Source organism: Polaribacter sp. Asnod1-A03 (genome assembly GCF_045063585.1).
Classification (GTDB): domain Bacteria; phylum Bacteroidota; class Bacteroidia; order Flavobacteriales; family Flavobacteriaceae; genus Polaribacter.
On sequence record NZ_JBEFOE010000009.1, the window covers coordinates 376,056 to 395,325 of the forward strand.

Sequence of the window (19,270 nt, forward strand, 5' to 3'; positions counted from 1 at the left end):
ATTTTTTAGTTGATTCTATGATTAATTTTCTTTGATACTAACGCCTCCGTATTGAGAGTTAATAACAATTTTAGATTCAGTATTTCCTTTACCGAATTTACCTTCGTAATATTTTTCTGTAGATTTAGAGATGTTTTTATAGAACTCTATTCTGTCATCATTTCTACTAAAACTAGCATATTGCAAATCTAATATAAATTCAAAAACTGCCGCAGGATCTACACCAATTCTTACACTAGCATATTCGGTATTAATGTCTACATTATCAAATCCTTTTACTAAGTTTTTAATACTTACAGAGCCATAATCTGTATCGATTAACAAATTTTTCTTTATGGTACCAAAACGCATAGATAAATAATCAGAATTTCCTTTAATATCTGTTGCTTCTTCCACAGAAATAGCCCCATAATCACAATTAAAATCAACTATTTCTGCTTTATCTAATTTTAAAGTAGAGTAATCTGCCACTACTTTAACTTTTTCAGAAATATCAATGGTTAATTTAGAATAATCAATGTTAACACGACCACTTTTCATGTAATGAATACTAGAATTAGTAGCATAGTCTAAGTTAATATCATTATTTTGTGCATTTAAATTACCAATAAATATTTTACCATATTCACAAGCAATATTTGCTTTTCCGTCTAAATTGTCTAAATAAATATTGCCATAATTATTATCTAAATCTACCGAATTAGATTTTGGCATTTTTACTTCATAATTAATTTTATAGTTAATGTTTTTATTACTTTTAAACCAAGAAGTCCAACTGCTTTTACTACTTTCTATAATCGTTTCCGCTTCAACTAAAGATCTATTGGCATTAAAGATAACAGCAATCGAAGAAAGTTTTTCATTTACATCGCCTAAATCATCACCTTGTACAGTAATTGTTACTTCTATTTCTACGCTATTTTTATCCCAAGTAGTAATGTTTAAATTACCATATTTATTGTTTAAAGATACTGTTGCATCAGAATTTACAGTATATATTTTTTTTACAACTTTATTTTTTTCGTGTTTCTTTTTATCTTCAGTAGCACTTACTAATAGAGGTATTAAAAGAAAAAATAAAGTGATTTTATATATAAATTTCATCATTTTTTATATTAAGGTTTTTAATTTCTTCTATCTGATCTAAAGTGTTTTCTAAAATGTCTAAACGCTGTTGGTAATTTTTAATCATTGCATTTATAATTTCTCTCTGCTTACCATTTTTAGTCAATTCTTTAACAAAATCAGTATATTCTTCTTGTAATTTTTCTAATTCTTCTAAGGCATTTTCTATAATACTTTCGGTATCTAAACTTCTGTTTTTTTCTAAATTTTTTAATTCATGATTAATGGTTGATACAAAATAAGTTTGTACCTCTTCCATTTTAGGCGAAACATCTGCCAAATCTAATTGACTTTTTTGATGATTACTACCCAAGAAAAATCCTAAAACCAAAACTACAGATGCGGCTACAGATAGCCATTTCCAAGAAGTTTTAACTCCTTTTTTTTGTTGATTTAGTTTGCGTTCAAAACGTTCTAAATGACCAGAATGTGGTTCTTGAAAGTCGAATTCATTTTCAGTAAAAAACTGATTTAATTTATCTTCCATACGCTTGTTTTTTAATGTTTTCTGCAAGTAATACTTGCTTTAATTTCTTTTTTGCCCTAGAAACCGTTGTTCTAACATTATCATTTGTATAATTTAGAATTGTTGCAATTTCTTCATAATCATAACCTTCTACTAGGTGTAATGTTAACACAAGTCTGTAATTTTCTTTTAAACTTTGTAAACAATCCAACACTTTATTGGCTTTTAAGCTAGAATAATCGATTACTTCTTCTTCAATATCATCATTAGGAATCACTTCCATTTTAACTTCATTGTATCTATTATTCTTTTTTAACTGTGTTAAACTTTTATTGATAACAATTCTTTTTAACCACGCACCAAATGTTACTTCTCCTTTATAAGTATGCATTTTTGTAAAAACCGTTAAAAACGCTTCTTGCATAATATCTTCTGCTTCAAAATTATCTTTTAAAATACGATGAGCAGTATTGTACATGGCTTTGTAATAGGCTTTGTACAAATCTAACTGCGCGTTTTTATCCAACTTTTTGCAGCGTTCTATAAGTTTGGTTATATGTGGTTGATTAGTTTCCAATAAAACGATTCTATTCTATAGACAAAATGATTTTTAATTTGTGACAGTTTTATGAAAAATAAAACAATAAAAATTAATTACAGACTTTTTAAGGTAGTTTCTAAGTGGTTTTTATTTGCTATTTTTATTAAACTCCAAGTTAAATTATAGTTGATTTTTTCTCCTATTGATAATGTTTTCTCTGGACTTAAACATTCTAGTTCTGTAAATAAATGATTGCCGAAAATGGTTACAGAAGTACCATTATCTGGATAAGTTGCTTTTTCATCAAAATTAAATTCTTCTATAAATAAAGTGTCTTTTAAATAACTTGCAACCCAATTTTTTGAGTCTGAACCTATCTTTTGAGGAAACTCATCAGAAGATTTTAAGGATAAAATATCATTTTTTACTGAAGCATTTTCTTCTGCATAATTTTTTGCGTCTGGCCATTTAGAAATGGTAAAACGATTTTTAAAAATACTGTTTTCTGCTAATTTTGTAAAACTAATATTTGGAGTTTTAATTTTTGATAAACTCCAAATAGTTAAAGGAATTTTTTCTAAATCAATATTTTGGGCGACTTGTTTTTTTATCAATTCTTGATTGATATTTATTTTTGTACCTTTTTCTGCAATAGTAATTGCTCTTTTAATTTGAATTCCTAGAATTTCACTAATTGGGCTTTCTAAAACAATTCCGTTTTTTAAAAAAGTAACAGTGTATTTGCTTGCGTTTATATAAGGATCAGGAATATGTCTAGAATAAGTTAACAAATGATGATATTCTTCAGAGCAAGGTAAAACTCTATTTCCACCAATATTTGGTGCTTGTTTTTCTGAATTTACAGAGAAATATTCTCCAATTTTAAATTCAGTTCCTTCTAATTCTTTATTTTCATAAAATAGATTTTCGCCATTTAAAAATCCGAAGTAAATTATTCTTCCAGTTTCTGGAATTACAATAATTTTAATTTCTAAATTTGAAATCTCAACAGCCTTTTTCCAACCTTTATAGGTAATCGTTTTAATTTGTATTGCTGACATCTATTTTATTTTAAATGCAAAAATGACAAAAAAAACTGAAGTAGCTAAATATGAATCAATTTGAAGAAAAAAAATAAAAAACCTTGGCCAACAAAAGATGCAATGGATCAGGTTTATAAAATGAAATTTTGGGGAAGTAATAATGCTGAATTTTATTCAGGTTCTGGCTCACATCAACCAGAAATTATAAATCCTTACATAGAAATTGTTACCAATTTTTTAACTTCTTTTAAAGAACCATTGATTGTTTGTGATTTAGGTTGTGGAGATTTTAATATAGGTAAACATTTTGTACCAAAAACAAAAAATTATATAGCTGTAGATATTGTATCGGATTTAATAAGTTATAATCAACAAAAGTTTAAAGCAGATAATTTAGAATTTAAATGTTTAGATATTGCTGTTGATGATTTACCCAAGGCAGATTGTGTTATTGTAAGGCAAGTTTTGCAACATTTATCTAATTATGAGGTTAAAAATGTAATTAGCAAATTAAATAATTATAAATATGTTATTTTAACAGAACATTTACCAAATGGAGAATTTGAACCCAATAAAGATATTATTTCTGGACAAGGAATCAGAATAAAGAAAAAAAGTGGTTTAAATCTTTTAACCGCTCCTTTTTATTTAAAAATAAAAGAAGAAAAACATTTATTATCTTATACTTTAGATAATAATAAAGGAATTATTGTAACAAAGCTTTATATGATGTATTAAAACTCTTTAAACCTTGGCATAACAATTGTTTTCTATTAAAAGATATTAATTATATTATTTATTATTTAATTGATTGTCAGTAAATTAAAAATAACGAATTGATATTAATTTTTATTGTTTTAAAAATTAATGTCAGTATGACAGAGATATAACAGATGAGCAAACCAAAAGTAATGCATTTAGACAATTTGTCGCTACAAAATATGATAAATGAAGATTCGGAATTAATTCCGTTAATGACGCCAGAAGACGAAGAGATTATTAATAAAGAAAGTGTACCTGAAACATTACCAATTTTACCTTTAAGAAATACGGTTTTATTTCCTGGAGTTGTAATACCAATTACTGCGGGTAGAGATAAATCTATTCAGTTAATAAAAGATGCTAATAAAGGTGATAAAGTAATTGGAGTAGTAGCACAAAAAAATGAAGATGTAGAAGAGCCAGCTTTAAAAGACATTCATACTACAGGAGTTGTTGCACAAATTTTACGAGTTTTAAAAATGCCTGATGGTAACACAACTGTTATTATACAAGGTAAAAAGCGTTTTGAAATTGATACAATTATACAAGAAAAACCGTATTTAAAAGCAACTGTAAAAGAAGCTATTGATGATAAAAGTGTTGATGATCAAAAAGAATTTGATGCAATTATAGATTCTATAAAAGAACAAGCTTTAGAAGTAATAAAGGAAAACCCAATGTTACCAAGCGAAGCTTCTTTTGCTATTAAAAACATAAAATCAGATTCTTTTTTAGTGAATTTTATTTCATCTAATATGGAATTGTCTGTAGCGCAAAAACAAGTTATTTTAGAAAAAGATAATTTAAAAGAACGTGCTTTATTGGCGTTGAAAAACTTAAACAAAGAGCTTCAGAAATTAAAATTACGTAATGATATCCAGTCTAAAACAAGAGAAGATTTAGATCAACAACAACGTGAGTATTATTTACATCAGCAATTAAAAACCATTCAAGAAGAATTAGGTGGTGCTTCTAATGACGAAGAATTAGAGGAAATGCGTAAGCAAGCCAAAACTAAAAAATGGACAAAAGAAGTTGGCGAAACTTTTGAAAAAGAGTTGAATCGTCTAAAGAGAATGAATCCGCAAGCGGCAGAATATGGCGTTCAAAGAAGTTATTTAGAACTGTTATTAGAGTTGCCTTGGGGAGTTTATTCTGAAGATAAATTCGATTTAAAACATGCAACTAAAGTTTTAGACAAAGACCATTTTGGTTTAGAAAAAGTTAAAGACAGAATTATAGAACATTTGGCTGTTTTAAAGTTAAGAAACGATATGAAATCGCCTATTATCTGTTTATATGGACCTCCAGGAGTTGGTAAAACCTCTTTAGGAAAATCTGTTGCAGAAGCTTTAGGACGTAAATATGTACGTATGTCTTTAGGTGGTTTGCGTGATGAAGCAGAAATAAGAGGACATAGAAAAACTTATATTGGCGCAATGCCAGGGCGTTTAATTCAGAATTTAAAAAAAGCAGGAACTTCAAACCCAGTTTTTGTTTTAGATGAGATAGACAAATTAGGACAAAGTCATCAAGGAGATCCATCATCTGCAATGTTAGAGGTTTTAGATCCAGAACAAAACGAATCTTTTTATGATAATTATTTAGAAGTTGGTTACGACTTATCTAAAATTTTATTTATTGCTACAGCCAATAATTTAGGTCAAATTCCTTGGGCTTTACGTGATAGAATGGAAATTATAAATGTTACTGGTTATACGATTGAAGAAAAAATAGAAATTGCTAAAAGACATTTATTACCAAAGCAATTAAAAGAGCATGGTTTAACTACTAAAGATTTAAAGTTAGGTAAAAAACAAATAGAGCAAGTTGTAGAAGGTTATACAAGAGAATCTGGTGTACGTGGTTTGGAAAAGCAAATTGCAAAAGTGGTTCGTTTTGCAGCAAAATCTATTGCTTTAGAAGAAGAATATGATGTTGCTTTATCATCAGAAAAAATAGAAGATATTTTAGGTACACCAAGAAACAGAGATAAATTTGAAAATAACGATACTGCAGGTGTAGTTACAGGTTTAGCTTGGACACAAGTTGGTGGAGATATTTTATTTATAGAGTCTATTTTATCTAAAGGAAAAGGAGCACTTTCTATTACAGGTAATTTAGGAAATGTAATGAAAGAGTCTGCAACGATTGCCATGAAATACATAAAATCTAATGCAGAAGAGTTTGGGGTTAAACCAGAGATGTTAGAAAAGTACGATGTGCACATTCACGTACCAGAAGGAGCAACACCAAAAGATGGACCAAGTGCAGGTATTACCATGTTAACTTCTTTAGTTTCTTCTTATACGCAACGTAAAATAAAAAACAAGTTAGCTATGACTGGTGAAATTACTTTACGAGGAAAAGTATTACCAGTTGGCGGAATTAAAGAAAAAATATTAGCTGCTAAAAGAGCAAATATTAAAGAAATTATTTTGTGTAAAGACAATGAAAAAGATATTTTAGAAATAAAAGAAAGCTACTTAAAAGGCTTAACTTTTCATTATGTTACCGAAATGAAAGAAGTAATAGAAATTGCACTTACAAAGCAAAAAGCTAAAAATGCTAAGAAATTAGATTAATTATAAAAAAAAGCCTCTCAATATTGAGAGGTTTTTTTTTAAATTATTTAGAGTATAAGAAGTAATTTGTTTTTTCACTATTGTCTTTTTTACTTTGTGGAGAACTCATTTTTTACAAAACTCAAAAAGAGTTAAAACAATTATTGTAATCAAGAATAAACTTGTTTGCTAACTTGTTCTATATCTAAAAAATATTTTTAATTTATTTAATTTCAACAGTATATGTTAAACTATTAAACCCATTTAAGTAATTATGATTTTTACGGTTTATACTGAAAATACAATTGTATTTTCCGAGTTCTGTAGGAAGTTTTATTTCTAATTGAGATTCTTTTTTTTCTAATGTATTTATTGGAGCGGAATAGCTAATAACCTTTCCTGTCTCAGAATTAATTAGGTTCAATTGTAAACTAAAATCAGAAGATTTTAAAATTTTAAGTTTTTCGGAAGAGGTTAAATTAGAATTGATGATATAATTAATAACTAAATTTTCTCCAGATTTCATTGTACCCTTTAAGTTAGCTGTTGTAACATTAATTGAAGTAAAATAGCTTTTAAAATCATTAATTCTATTTATATAATAGGTTTTTCCGTTTGAGATTTCTATTTTCTTAGAAGAATCGTTTAAAGCATGTTTAGAAACTAAAAGAACAGGTTCGTTTTGTACATTATTTTCATAAGAGTTTAAATAATTAAACTGAGTTCTCTTATAAAAAATATTATTGATAGAAAAGCATTTTTCGTTTTCATAAAACATGTAAGCAGTTGGCTCTATAAAAGTATTCAAAAAAACTAATTTATCTCCGTTTGCTTCTTTTTTTAAGGTGGATGACATTACTTTAAGATTTCTATCATTAAAATGAGAAATCTTGTTCCACTCAAACAAAAATGCAGATCGTAAAAAGATTACTAAGGTGATGTTAAATATCAACAAACCTAAATAGATCTTTTTAGGTTTATTTTCGGTAAAATATAAGTAGCATAAAAATAGCATAGGAAACCATGCAATAACAGTCCAGTATGCATTTATATTTACTCTAAAAGAATTGAATAAAAAGAAAATAAAAACACCAATTGTATTGTATTTTAATGCTTTTTGAAAATTGTTTTTGGGTTTATAAAAAATGCTAAATAATAGAACAAAAATAGGTCCTGTTAAACCTAATTGTTCCCCAACATAACTCAGTACATTTTTCAATTTAAAACCTGAAGAAGTTCTTTCAAATAACTGGAATCTAATTGTCTGAAGATCATTCTCGAAAAGCCAATTAATATGAGGAACAAATAAGACCAAACAGATAATTACTATTATAAAAAATGATTTTCTTTTAAGTATTTTAAAGTTAGATAGTAATGTAAAGAAAACAATTAGTATTCCATGATATTTAGTATACAACAATAAAGTAATTACAATTGCTAAAGCTAAAATAGTTTTCCAACTATCATTCTTTAAATATTTTCTATAAAACCAGAAGAATAAAGCTTCAAAAAAGAGTAGAGGAGTATCCGGAATGGCAAGAAAAGTATATAAATTAAGAAATAAACTTCCGCATAATAATAAAAAAGCAAGTTTGGTATTTATTTTAGAATTAGTTTCTTGTTCAATGAGTTTACACCATAAAAAAATGGTGAATGCACCCAATAAGACATTTATAAAACGAACGCCTAATTCTAAAGGAAATATTTGCGTAGAAAGTTTTATTAAAAAAGCAATTAACGGAGGATGATCAAAATATCCCCATTGTAAATTCTCTGAATACAACCAATAATAACTTTCGTCATTTAACAATGGTGTAAAATAAGCTTGTATTAAATTTACTAAAAGAAAAACACCAGAAACTAAAAGAGTTTTTTTGTTATTAAAAAAGATTTGTTTTAAAGATGTATTTTTATTCATGACCACATTTAAAATTTCTTATTATAAGAAAAATAGGAAGTAAAAGTAACTTTTTATAATTTACTTAATTTTTATTTATATTGTAGAAATAAAAAAAGCTCAAAACTAAATTGTATGAGCTTATTTTTACAAAAGAAAATCAATAATTTCTAGAAGCCATTTCCTGCTTTCCGCACTCGCTTTTTTTCGTTCCTCAAAAAGAGCTCAAACAAATGCTTTAATCAGGGCTAAACCAGTTTGCTAGCTTTACTCTTATTTTAAAAGAGTTATAACTTCTGTATTTCCTTGCATTGTAGCATGTTTTAGGGCTGTGTTACCTCTATTATCTTTTAAGTTTTTATCAGCTTTATTGGCTAATAAATATTCTACAATTTCTGTATGACCAAATGTACTGGCATAAATTAAAGCAGTTGCACCATTGTAATTCTGTTGGTTTACATCAGCTCCATTTTCAATTAATGTTTTAGCAATATTAGTATAACCTTTAAAACAAACACCCATTAAAGCAGTATTGCCAGAAGCATCTTTAGCATCTATATTAGTTTTTTTTTCTAGTAAAAAGGCAACAACTTTTGGTTGGTTATTATAAACGGATAAAATTAAGGGAGTAAAACCTTTACTATCGGATGCATTGATAGCCTTTTTATCTAAAACATAGAGGGCTTTTACTTTTTCTAAATTACCATTTCTAGAAGCTTCAAAAATAGATTGAGCAGAAATGGTTGATGCTATTGTTAGTATTACAATAAATATAATGTGTTTCATAATTTTTAAATTGAAAAAAGAGGAAGTGCAATTAGCACAACCTCTTTAGTGCTTATATTAGGGGGGAATTTTATTTATGATTCATAAAATCTTTGGCAGAAAAACCTAAAGCTTCTGCAACTCTCATTCCGTATTCTCTATCAGCTTTATAGAAATAAGTAATCATTGTCATTTGAATCTTTTTATCAGTAACCTGACCTAAATCTCCACTTAAATTTTTGATTAAATTATCTTTCTGACTTTTAGAAAGTGATCTGTAAAAATTACCTGGTTGTGCAAAATCATTCGTTTTAGAAATTTTCTTTTGCGTGATTGTTACGTTTGTAAGAGTAGTTTCTGATTGTTTGTATTGTGCGTCTTCTGTTCGAGAAGCTTTACTACTGGGTTGATAATTAACATCCGTATTTTCAAACCTTTTATTACCAGCACTGTTCCAACTATCAGAATTATAATTATTTGGTTCTTTTAATGGTTTGTTAATTTCTAACTGTAAAAAATTAGGGCCTAATCTATGTCTTTGTGTATCAAAATAAGAAAACAATCTACCTTGTAAAAGTTTATCTTCAGAAGGTTCTACACCAGGTATTAATGCTCCAGGAGAAAAAGCAATGCTTTCTACTTGCTCAAAATAATTTATCGGATTTTGGTTTAAAGTCATGGTACCAATTTTAATCTTTTTAATTTTATCTGTTGGCCAATCTTTGGTAGCATCTAAAGGCCAAAAGTCAAAAGAATGAATATCTTCCGGAGCAATCATTTGTACATATAAATCCCATTGAGGATAATTTTTATCATCAATATCTTTACGTAAACTAACTGTAGCATGTTGCCAATCTTTACCTTGTTGTATTGCAGCTTCTTCTACTGTTAAGTTTTTTTCTCCTTGTTTAGAAACCCAAGAATATTTTACATACGTTACTTTACCAGCTTTATTAATCCATTTATAACCATGTACACTACTTCCGTTCATGTATTGGTAACCTTTTGGTATGCCTAAATCTGTATACAATCTAGTAATCATGTGTGTTGCTTCTGGTACATGAGAAAAGAAATCAAAAAATCGATTTGGATCTTGTTTGTTAGTTTCTGGAGAAGGTTTTAAAGAGTGAACCATATCAGGGAATTTGATAGCATCTCTAATAAAAAAGATAGGTAAATTGTTACCAACAATATCATAATTACCTTGTTCTGTATAAAATTTTACAGCAAAACCTCTAGGATCTCTTGCCGTTTCTGGAGAACCTTTTCCATGAATTACTGTAGAAAAACGAACAGCTAAATCAGTTTTTTTTCCAGCTTTAGAAAACAATACTGCTTTTGTAAACTCAGACATGTCTTTTGTAGCTTCAAAATAACCAGAAGCTCCAGCACCTCTAGGATGCACCACTCTTTCAGGAATTCTTTCTCTATCAAAGGCTGCTAATTTTTCTACTAGATGAATGTCTTCTAATAAAACAGGCCCATATTCACCTACTGTTTTAGAATTTTGGTTGTCACCAATAGGAACTCCACCGTTTGTGGTCATTATTTTTTTGCCTCTGTTATTTTGTGCAAATCCCAAAATAACAAATGATAAAGCAATAAGTGTTATTAATTTTGTTTTCATTTTAAATTGATTTTATTTATAATTAAAGTACAAATATCAATCAGCGGTTCTTATAAATCAAATTAATAGTTTATATCCTTGTATTGTTAAAATCAATAAAGAATGACGCTTCAACAACTAGAATATGTAATTTCATTAGATACTTATAGGCACTTTGTAACTGCTGCAGAAAAGTGTTTTGTAACCCAACCAACAATTACAATTCAGGTTAAAAAATTAGAAGATGAAATAGGTTTTTCTATTTTTGACAAAAGTAAATCTCCATTTAAACCCACAAATTTGGGCGAAGTATTTATCAATAAATCTAATATGATTTTACGAGAAGTAAATGAATTAAAAAACATGATAAATACGGAGTTAGATAGTATGGATGGAGCATTTAAAATAGGAGTTATACCAACGGTTTCTCCTTATTTAATTCCGTTAATTTCTGGTGATTTCTCAAAGAAATATCCAGAAACTACCCTTATTATAGAAGAAATGCAGACAGAAAATATTGTATCTGCGTTAAAAAAGAAAGAAATTGATATAGGTATTTTAGTAACACCACTTAATGAACCTTTTATAAGAGAAATAAAATTATATAACGAACCTTTTGTTTTTTATGGACATAAAAATGCTTTTTATAAGGGTAAAAAAGAAGTATCTGCAGAAGAAATTGAGAATTTAGATAATATTTGGCTTTTAAAAAGTGGTCATTGTTTTAGAAATCAGGTTTTAAATATTTGCTCTCAAACTACAAACCCTAAAAGTATTCAGTTTCAAAGTGGTTCTATAGAAGCTTTAAAAAAAATGGTAGATAATTATGGTGGTTTTACTTTAGTACCAGAAATGGCTATTAATAAAAATGATATTGGTGCAGCTATTAATTTTAAAGAGCCAAAACCAATAAGAGAAGTAAGTATTGTTGTGCATCAATCTTTTGCAAAAGATAGTTTAATAGACGCTGTTCGGTTAGAAGTTTTAGAAAAAATACCTAAAGGCTTTGTAAAGAATAATAGGTTTATAAAGATTAATTGGAAATAATTAAAAACGCTCTATTTTACAAATCTCTTCATTAAAATTTAAAGAGCCTTTTTGGGTTATAATTTTAACGAATTTACCAGTAATAAAACTTTCAAATTTAATGGTATTGTTATTACTATTTAGTGCACAAATTATATCGAGTTTATATATGGTTTGTTGCGAGGTTAAGTACTAAAGTTAGCAAATAAAAACGGAATAGAAAATCCGCGAGGATTTTCGTAAGTAGGCTAGAACCAGCAATAAATTATATATGGTGTTGTAGGTAGTTTTTATTCCGCTATTTTTGTAATTCCATTATATTTTTCTTTTAAAGTTAAATATTCTTTTTCTCCAATTTTTTCGGTTTCAAATTCTATTTCCTTTAATTCCTTCTTTAATTTTTCAAGATTACTATTTTCAAAAACTTTAATCTTTCTAGTCTTTTTTATTCCTTCTTTATTAGATTTAAAATATGTTATTTTTTCAATCAGAACAGCATAAGGTTCATCTTTTAGTCTCTTTTTTTTGTATATTAAAACGTCTTTTCCGCTAATAATTTCCGCAAATATTAACTCTTCATTTTCATAAAAATTAATATTAATATCCATTAATTTTCCATATTTATATTTGACGCTAGATTTTGTTTCTTTTCCAGCAGAATATTTTCTAAAAATAGTTATTCCTTCTTTGTCTTTTTTCTCAAATTCATTTTCTAATTTTCCTTTTCGATTTATTCGAGATATAGATTTTTCAATATTTTCTGTCCAATCTGATTGGATAAAAATCAATAATATAATGGATAGAATGTATTTCATTTATTTTCAGTTTTTAATTACCTATAACTCCTTTTTTTATTGTTTTGGCCACTCTACAAAAACATTTAGAAATTTTAAACTGTTTATTATTAATGTTAGGCATTTTTATGATTTCTATTTTACTACGGTTATAATCGATTTTTGAAATGGTATTATTAACTTCTTTATGTGTTGTTTTTGATTTAAATATTGCTTCAAAAAAAATGGTTAATTTATCCGTTTTATATAATTGTATTGTTTAAAATTTCTACTTACAATGTAGTGAATTTTATGTAGTTTTGAAATCAATTTAAAAAAAGTATTATCCATTATATAGACGTCATATTACCCATACCAATTCAGAAAACATTTACCTATTCTGTAACCAAAGAAGAAGCCATTTTCTTAGAAAAAGGAATGCGGGTTGCTGTTTCTTTTGGTAAATCTAAAATGTATTCTGCGTTAGTTTTAAATATACATCAAACAAAACCAATGTTATATGAAGCTAAAGAAATTCATCAAATTTTAGATGAAACCCCTTTGGTAAATGAACTACAATTAAAACATTGGCAATGGATTTCTAATTATTATATGTGCTCTTTAGGCGATGTTTACAGAGCAGCTTTGCCTTCTGCTTTTTTGTTAGAAAGTGAAACAATTATCAATAAAAATGATGATTTTACAGATGAATCTGTTTTAGCAGATGATGAGTTTTTGATTTTTGAAGCTTTACAGCATCAATCTCAACTTACAATTCATCAAGTTGTTGCAATTTTAGGAAAGAAAAAAGTAATGCCAATTGTAAACTCTTTAATCAAAAAAGAAGCCATTACAATTAAAGAAGAAATTTACGAACAATACAAGCCCAAATTGGTAAAATATGTTCGTTTACATACTAATTATAGTTCTGATGATTCTTTAGGGAAATTACTAGAAGAATTATCGAGAGCAAAAAAACAACGAGAAGCTGTTTTAACTTTTTTCCAATTATCAGCTTCTAAAAAACCAATAAAAGCAAAAGATCTAGAAGAAAAAGCAAAAGTTTCTGCTGCTATTTTAAAATCGTTGGTAGATAAAAACATCTTTGAATTTTATCATATTCAAACAGATCGAATTCAATTTAAAGGAGATACTAATGATTTAAAAGTGTTGAATGAATTTCAAGAAAAAGCGCTTTCAGAAATTAAAGAATCGTTTACAAAAAAAGATGTGACACTTTTACACGGAATTACAAGTTCTGGTAAAACAGAAGTATATACAAAGTTAATTCAAGAAGTTTTAGACCAAGGGAAACAAGTGTTGTTTTTATTGCCAGAAATTGCTTTAACCACACAAATAATTACCCGCTTACAGTTTTACTTTGGAGATCAAATTTCGGTTTTTCATTCTAAATATTCTATGAACGAAAGGGTAGAAGTGTGGAATAATATTTTAGAAAATAAAACCAAAGCACAAATAGTTTTAGGCGCACGTTCATCAATTTTTTTACCTTTTTCTGATTTAGGTTTAATTGTAGTTGATGAAGAACACGAAACTTCTTACAAACAATTTGAACCTTCACCAAGATATAATGCGCGAGATGCTGCCATTGTTTTAGCAAAATTACACAAAGCAAAAATTTTATTGGGCTCTGCAACTCCGTCTTTAGAAAGTTATTTTAATGCACAACAAAATAAATATGGTTTTGTGGCATTAAACCGAAGACATGGAAATGTACAATTGCCAAAAATTGAATTAATTGATGTAAAAGAAAAGCAGAAGAAGAAGGAAATGACAGGTCATTTTTCTGACCGATTGCTAAAATTGATTCAAGAAGCTTTAGACGAAAAAGAACAAGTAATTTTATTTCAAAATAGAAGAGGGTTTTCACCAGTTGTAGAATGCAAAACTTGTGGTGTTTCACCTCAATGCCCTAATTGCGATGTTTCTTTAACTTATCATAAATTTAGGCACGAATTACGTTGTCATTATTGCAACTATCAACGAGCAATGCCAAATAGTTGCGGCGCATGTGGAAGCAATACTTTAGATAATAAAGGTTTTGGTACAGAACAAATAGAGTTAGAATTAAAAGAATTATTCCCCGATTACAATATCGGAAGGATGGATTTAGACACTACAAAAGGTAAATTTGGATATCAGAAAATAATTGGTGCTTTTGAAGCTAAAGAAATTGATGTTTTGGTAGGAACCCAAATGTTGTCTAAAGGTTTAGATTTTGAAAATGTTTCTTTAGTTGGTGTTTTAAATGCTGATTCTATGTTAAATTTCCCTGACTTTAGAGCTCACGAAAGAGCGTATGATATGATGGTACAAGTTTCTGGACGAGCAGGAAGAAGTAAAAAACAAGGAAATGTAGCCATACAAACTTACAATCCGTATCATCAAATATTACAACAAGTTTCTACAACAAATTATGCAGAAATGTATAAAGAACAATTGCAAGAACGTTGGCAATATAAATATCCGCCTTATTATCGTCTGATTAAAATTACTTTAAAGCATAAAGATTACAATAAAGTAGAAAGTGGCGTTAATTGGTTGGCAAAAGCATTACAAAATTCCTTTGGGGAATATGTTTTAGGGCCAACAGCACCTGCAGTTGCTAGAATTAGAAATCAGTATATTAAAAATATAGTGATTAAAATTCCGCCAAAACAAAATTTAGCAAACACTAAAAATCAACTTAAAAAGATAAAAGATACGTTTGAAGCTGTTAAAGACTTTAGACCTATTAGGTTTATTATTGATGTAGATGCTTATTAGATTTAGAGCACTTTTAATTCGCATTTTTATTTTAAGCCAAAATCATAAAAAAGAATTAATTTCGCGCCCAAATAAGCACTTTTTTTATATGAGAGCTCAACAAATATAACAAGTAGTTTTACCATGTGTGATAAAAAACAAAATATAGATATTGAAAACTGTATTCATACACTTCAACATTTATTAGACGATACCAACAAACTTTTTGAGTTGCCAGAAGCACAAAGAGTAGCGCTTTTTAAGGTTGCAGGAGCATTGTCTAGACCAAATCGTGATGAATTTCAACGCAGACGCAAAGACGCTAAAAAAGCGGCAAAACGTAAAATGATTGAAAGCGATAAACATGCTAGAAAATCTACTGGTATTCGTTCTGCTCGTGAAGCGGCTTTATTTGTAGCTCCTAAACTTTTAGGCGCAGCGGCCATTCCAGAAGATACACCAGAATTAGAATCGCCAAGAAATTGTTATGTATGTAAAACAGTTTTTACCAAATTACATCATTTTTATGATACAATGTGTACAGAATGTGGTGATTTAAATTATGCAAAACGTTTTCAAACCACCGATTTAAAAGGACAAGTAGCCGTAATTACTGGTTCTCGTTTAAAAATTGGTTATCATATTACATTAATGTGTTTGCGTTCTGGCGCAACCGTTGTGGCAACAACACGTTTTCCTGCAGATTCTGCAATTCGCTTTGCAAAGGAAGAAGATTATAAAGATTGGAGCCATCGTTTGCACATACATGGTTTAGATTTAAGACACATACCAAGTGTAGAAATTTTCTGTAATTATATAGAGCAAAAATACGATCGATTAGATATTTTAATTAACAATGCGGCACAAACGGTAAGACGTCCGTCTGGTTTTTACTTCCATTTAATGGAAAACGAAAAGAAACCAATAGATCAATTACCAAAATTAGCGCAGACTTTATTACAAGATCACGAAAGTTGTTTAGAAGAATTGGCTAGCTTAAGTATTGGCCCTTCTAAAACGGATAAAAATAATGTGCTGCCTGTTACTTGGCACGGACCAGAGCCAGGAATTGGTTTGCGTAATTCGGCAGAATTATCTCAAATTCCGTATAGTTTTGACAATTCATTACAAACAGCAGAAGTTTTTCCAGAAGGCGAATTAGATGCCGATTTACAACAAGTAGATTTAAGAAAAACCAATAGTTGGCGTTTAAAATTAGGCGAAATAGAAACAACAGAAATGGTAGAAGTACAGTTGGTAAATGCTGTTGCTCCGTTTGTGTTATGCAATCGTTTGTCTAATTTAATGATGAAAGAAAATACAGGTAAAAAACACATTATCAATGTTACAGCGATGGAAGGGAAGTTTCATCGATTTAAAAAAGTAGACAGGCATCCGCATACCAATATGGCAAAAGCAGCTTTAAATATGTTAACACATACATCAGCATCAACCTTTGCAAAATCGGGTATTTATATGAATGCTGTAGATACAGGTTGGGTTACCGATGAAGATCCAGCAGAATTATCAAAAAAGAAAGTAGAAACACACGATTTTCAACCTCCTTTAGATATTGTAGATGGTGCAGCAAGAGTTATGGATCCATTAATAGACGGAATTAATACAGGTAAACATTGGTGTGGTAAATTCTTAAAAGATTATTTTCCGATTGATTGGTAATGTTTTTTGAGTAGTTTTTGAAGTTCAACATTGATTTTTTTATGTTATTTTTTTGTCAATTTATTTGTCTTTAAACACATAAATCATTCTGTATAGATTATTTTGCAAACTTTATTATCTCTTAAAATAGAAACTTATATTATTTAAATATGAATAAATTTCCAAAAGCTTTTTTAACTCTTTTTGTTTTTTTAACATGCTCCATACAATCCCAACTAAAATATCCTATTACAGATAAAATACCAGTAATAGATACATATCATGATATAGAAATTACGGATAATTATCAATGGTTAGAGAATTTAAGAGACGTAAAGGTGAAAGATTGGGTAGAAAATCAAAATAAAGTTTCTTTAAAATATTTAAATAAATTATCAAATACAAATGGTGCTAGAAAACAGATGAAAGCATATGATTGGTATGAAATGGATTTTGATAAGAATTCTTCTTCAGAAAGAAATGATAAAATATATTATAGGTTGATGTATCCTGGAAAGAATTCTCAACCTAATATTTATTATAAAAAAGGGAATAAATCTACTTATCAAAAGTTAATAGGACCAAATTCTATATCTAAAACAGACAGAATTAGTTTTACAAGTTTAAGACCTTCTTTTGACGATCGATTTTTAGCATATCAATACAACAGAAATGGTAGTGATTGGGAAGAAATTAAAATAGTAGGAATTAAAAATAGAGTTTTTTTTAAAGAAACTTTAACAGAAGTTTTATCGCCTCAAATTAATTGGTACGGACAAGGTTTCTTCTATGTAAAACACCATTACAATGCAGAAAAGGTAAGAAGAACATTTCCAGAAGTGATGTATCACACTTTAAGCACACCACAATCAGAAGATAAAAAGGTTTTTAGTGTAGATACAAAAGATGAAACTTTGAGTCTATATGGAACAGAAAATCAAAGTTTATACCTAATAAAAAAATCAAATCGATTAACAAAAAATTATAGTTATTTATATATCAGACCTAAAAGTAATACCAAAAAATTTACACCACTTTTTACGGACATTAATTATGATATGAGTATTTTACGATTTAAATCTGATACAATAATAGCCAATACCCAAATTAAAAAAAATAGGTTTTTAATTTCTTTTCCTGTTAACGAGCCCAAAAAATGGTCTTTAATAAGTCCGTCTTATGAAGGTGCTGTATTTACAGATTATGAGTTTGTAGAAGATAAAATTGTTACTTCTTTTCAAACAGAAAAATCTTCTTTTTTGGTAGTTTCTGATACTAAAGGAAAAGTTTTAGGAGAAGTGGTTACTCCAGATGGAATGAGTGTTAGCAACCTATATTACAATAAAACTAAGAAAGAGTTTACCTTTAAATTGTCTTCTTATACAATACCTCCTGTTACTTGTAAGTTAAACTTAAAAGATTATACATTTAAGTACTTAGGAAAAGCAGAAGTAAATTTTGATGCTAAAAAATACCATTTTATGCGTAAAAAATTTGTTTCTCATGACGGCACAGAAGTACCGATGTTTATTGTTTACAAAGATTCGATTGCTAAAGATGGTAATACTCCTTTTTTATTAAAAACGTATGGTGGTTATGGTACAATTGCTAAACCTAATTTTGATGCTGGCGTAATTTATTTTATAGAAAATGGTGGTGCTTTTGCTTATGTAAACATTAGAGGTGGAGGAGAGTTAGGTTACGATTGGTGGCAAGAAGGTAGAAATTTGAAAAAGAAAAATGGAATTTTAGATTTTTCTAGTGCTGCTGAATATTTAGTTAATGAAGGTTATACGAAGCCCAAGAAAATTGGAATTATTGGAACTTCTCATGGTGGATTAATTACTGCTGGAGCAATGATAGAAAAACCCGAGTTATTTGGTGCTGCTGTAATAAATGTAGGCGCTTTAGATATGCTTAGAATGGAACAAACAGAAACAGGTGCTTCTATTGTTAATAAAAGTGAATTTGGTACTGTAAAAAAGAAAGATGAATTTATGAACTTACTTTCTTACTCGCCTTTCTATAACATTAAAGAGAATGTAAATTATCCATCTACTTTATTAATTACAGGTACTAATGATACAAGAGTACCGCCTTATCAATCTTATAAATTTGCTGGTAAACTACAGAATGGTATCAACCAAAAGAACCCAGTTTTACTGTGGACACAAGAAAAAGAAGGGCATTTTGGAGCAAGCCAATACAATAGCTATTTTGAAGAAAAAACGTTTATTTATAGTTTTTTAATCAATGAATTGACAAAAGAATAAACTT

General features: G+C 28.4%; 14 protein-coding genes. 6 read left to right on the top strand and 8 right to left on the bottom strand.

Annotated elements, in window-relative coordinates; genetic code table 11:
• Nucleotides 1-21: 21 nt before the first annotated feature.
• From ACJJVY_RS02080 to ACJJVY_RS02095, 4 genes are all read right to left on the bottom strand, one after another.
• Entirely contained in the window at nt 22-1,107 is a 1,086-nt protein-coding gene (locus tag ACJJVY_RS02080) for a hypothetical protein (protein ID WP_405604636.1), read from the bottom strand.
• Nucleotides 1,088-1,612 carry a hypothetical protein gene (locus ACJJVY_RS02085; protein ID WP_405604638.1) on the bottom strand — a complete coding sequence of 175 codons (525 nt, stop codon included), beginning with the start codon at nt 1,610-1,612 and terminating at the stop codon, nt 1,088-1,090. The genes ACJJVY_RS02080 and ACJJVY_RS02085 overlap by 20 nt, the downstream gene beginning before the upstream one ends.
• On the bottom strand, nt 1,602-2,168 hold the full coding sequence (locus tag ACJJVY_RS02090) for an RNA polymerase sigma factor (protein ID WP_405604640.1): 567 nt from the start codon (nt 2,166-2,168) through the stop codon (nt 1,602-1,604). Before ACJJVY_RS02090 ends, ACJJVY_RS02085 begins: the two co-directional genes overlap by 11 nt.
• Nucleotides 2,169-2,245: 77 nt before the next feature.
• Nucleotides 2,246-3,193: a hypothetical protein gene (locus ACJJVY_RS02095; RefSeq protein WP_405604642.1), complete on the bottom strand. Its 948-nt coding sequence runs from the start codon at nt 3,191-3,193 to the stop codon at nt 2,246-2,248.
• Nucleotides 3,194-3,295: 102 nt separating this feature from the next.
• On the opposite strand from ACJJVY_RS02095, the gene ACJJVY_RS02100 reads away from it, so the two are divergent.
• A complete protein-coding gene (locus tag ACJJVY_RS02100; protein WP_405611552.1) occupies nt 3,296-3,913 on the top strand; it encodes a methyltransferase in 618 nt (205 codons plus the stop codon).
• A gap of 155 nt (nt 3,914-4,068) precedes the next feature.
• Entirely contained in the window at nt 4,069-6,522 is a 2,454-nt protein-coding gene (lon, locus tag ACJJVY_RS02105) for an endopeptidase La (protein ID WP_405604644.1), read from the top strand.
• Between the two features lie 202 nt (nt 6,523-6,724).
• Here lon and ACJJVY_RS02110 read toward each other — a convergent pair whose 3' ends face one another.
• The 3 genes from ACJJVY_RS02110 to ACJJVY_RS02120 form a co-directional block, all read right to left on the bottom strand.
• Entirely contained in the window at nt 6,725-8,419 is a 1,695-nt protein-coding gene (locus tag ACJJVY_RS02110; RefSeq protein ID WP_405604646.1) for an ArnT family glycosyltransferase, read from the bottom strand.
• 252 nt (nt 8,420-8,671) lie between these two features.
• Complete coding sequence (locus ACJJVY_RS02115) at nt 8,672-9,184, bottom strand: ankyrin repeat domain-containing protein (RefSeq protein ID WP_405604648.1); 513 nt, start codon at nt 9,182-9,184, stop codon at nt 8,672-8,674.
• Nucleotides 9,185-9,254: 70 nt separating this feature from the next.
• Nucleotides 9,255-10,790: a catalase gene (locus ACJJVY_RS02120; RefSeq protein ID WP_405604650.1), complete on the bottom strand. Its 1,536-nt coding sequence runs from the start codon at nt 10,788-10,790 to the stop codon at nt 9,255-9,257.
• Nucleotides 10,791-10,892: 102 nt separating this feature from the next.
• Between ACJJVY_RS02120 and ACJJVY_RS02125 the strand changes: the two genes are divergently transcribed.
• Nucleotides 10,893-11,816: a LysR substrate-binding domain-containing protein gene (locus tag ACJJVY_RS02125; RefSeq protein WP_405604652.1), complete on the top strand. Its 924-nt coding sequence runs from the start codon at nt 10,893-10,895 to the stop codon at nt 11,814-11,816.
• A gap of 269 nt (nt 11,817-12,085) precedes the next feature.
• Here the strand turns inward: ACJJVY_RS02125 and ACJJVY_RS02130 are convergent, their stop codons facing one another.
• Entirely contained in the window at nt 12,086-12,610 is a 525-nt protein-coding gene (locus ACJJVY_RS02130) for a hypothetical protein (RefSeq protein WP_405604654.1), read from the bottom strand.
• Between the two features lie 300 nt (nt 12,611-12,910).
• Here ACJJVY_RS02130 and priA point away from each other — a divergent pair, with 300 nt between their 5' ends.
• The 3 genes from priA (at nt 12,911) to ACJJVY_RS02145 (ending at nt 19,266) form a co-directional block, all read left to right on the top strand.
• Entirely contained in the window at nt 12,911-15,355 is a 2,445-nt protein-coding gene (gene priA / locus ACJJVY_RS02135) for a primosomal protein N' (protein WP_405611554.1), read from the top strand.
• A gap of 123 nt (nt 15,356-15,478) precedes the next feature.
• Entirely contained in the window at nt 15,479-17,014 is a 1,536-nt protein-coding gene (locus ACJJVY_RS02140) for an SDR family NAD(P)-dependent oxidoreductase (RefSeq protein WP_405604656.1), read from the top strand.
• A 149-nt stretch (nt 17,015-17,163) separates the two neighbouring features.
• A complete protein-coding gene (locus ACJJVY_RS02145; protein ID WP_405604658.1) occupies nt 17,164-19,266 on the top strand; it encodes a prolyl oligopeptidase family serine peptidase in 2,103 nt (700 codons plus the stop codon).
• Nucleotides 19,267-19,270 lie beyond the last annotated feature (4 nt).

Bases quoted from the DNA above. Each gene is read 5' to 3' on its own strand.
- ACJJVY_RS02080 (WP_405604636.1), bottom strand. From the start codon at position 1,107: ATGATGAAATTTATATATAAAATCACTTTATTTTTTCTTTTAATACCT.
- ACJJVY_RS02085 (WP_405604638.1), bottom strand. From the start codon at position 1,612: ATGGAAGATAAATTAAATCAGTTTTTTACTGAAAATGAATTCGACTTT.
- ACJJVY_RS02095 (WP_405604642.1), bottom strand. From the start codon at position 3,193: ATGTCAGCAATACAAATTAAAACGATTACCTATAAAGGTTGGAAAAAG.
- ACJJVY_RS02100 (WP_405611552.1), top strand. From the start codon at position 3,296: ATGGATCAGGTTTATAAAATGAAATTTTGGGGAAGTAATAATGCTGAA.
- lon (WP_405604644.1), top strand. From the start codon at position 4,069: ATGAGCAAACCAAAAGTAATGCATTTAGACAATTTGTCGCTACAAAAT.
- ACJJVY_RS02110 (WP_405604646.1), bottom strand. From the start codon at position 8,419: ATGAATAAAAATACATCTTTAAAACAAATCTTTTTTAATAACAAAAAA.
- ACJJVY_RS02115 (WP_405604648.1), bottom strand. From the start codon at position 9,184: ATGAAACACATTATATTTATTGTAATACTAACAATAGCATCAACCATT.
- ACJJVY_RS02120 (WP_405604650.1), bottom strand. From the start codon at position 10,790: ATGAAAACAAAATTAATAACACTTATTGCTTTATCATTTGTTATTTTG.
- ACJJVY_RS02125 (WP_405604652.1), top strand. From the start codon at position 10,893: ATGACGCTTCAACAACTAGAATATGTAATTTCATTAGATACTTATAGG.
- ACJJVY_RS02130 (WP_405604654.1), bottom strand. From the start codon at position 12,610: ATGAAATACATTCTATCCATTATATTATTGATTTTTATCCAATCAGAT.
- ACJJVY_RS02140 (WP_405604656.1), top strand. From the start codon at position 15,479: ATGTGTGATAAAAAACAAAATATAGATATTGAAAACTGTATTCATACA.
- ACJJVY_RS02145 (WP_405604658.1), top strand. From the start codon at position 17,164: ATGAATAAATTTCCAAAAGCTTTTTTAACTCTTTTTGTTTTTTTAACA.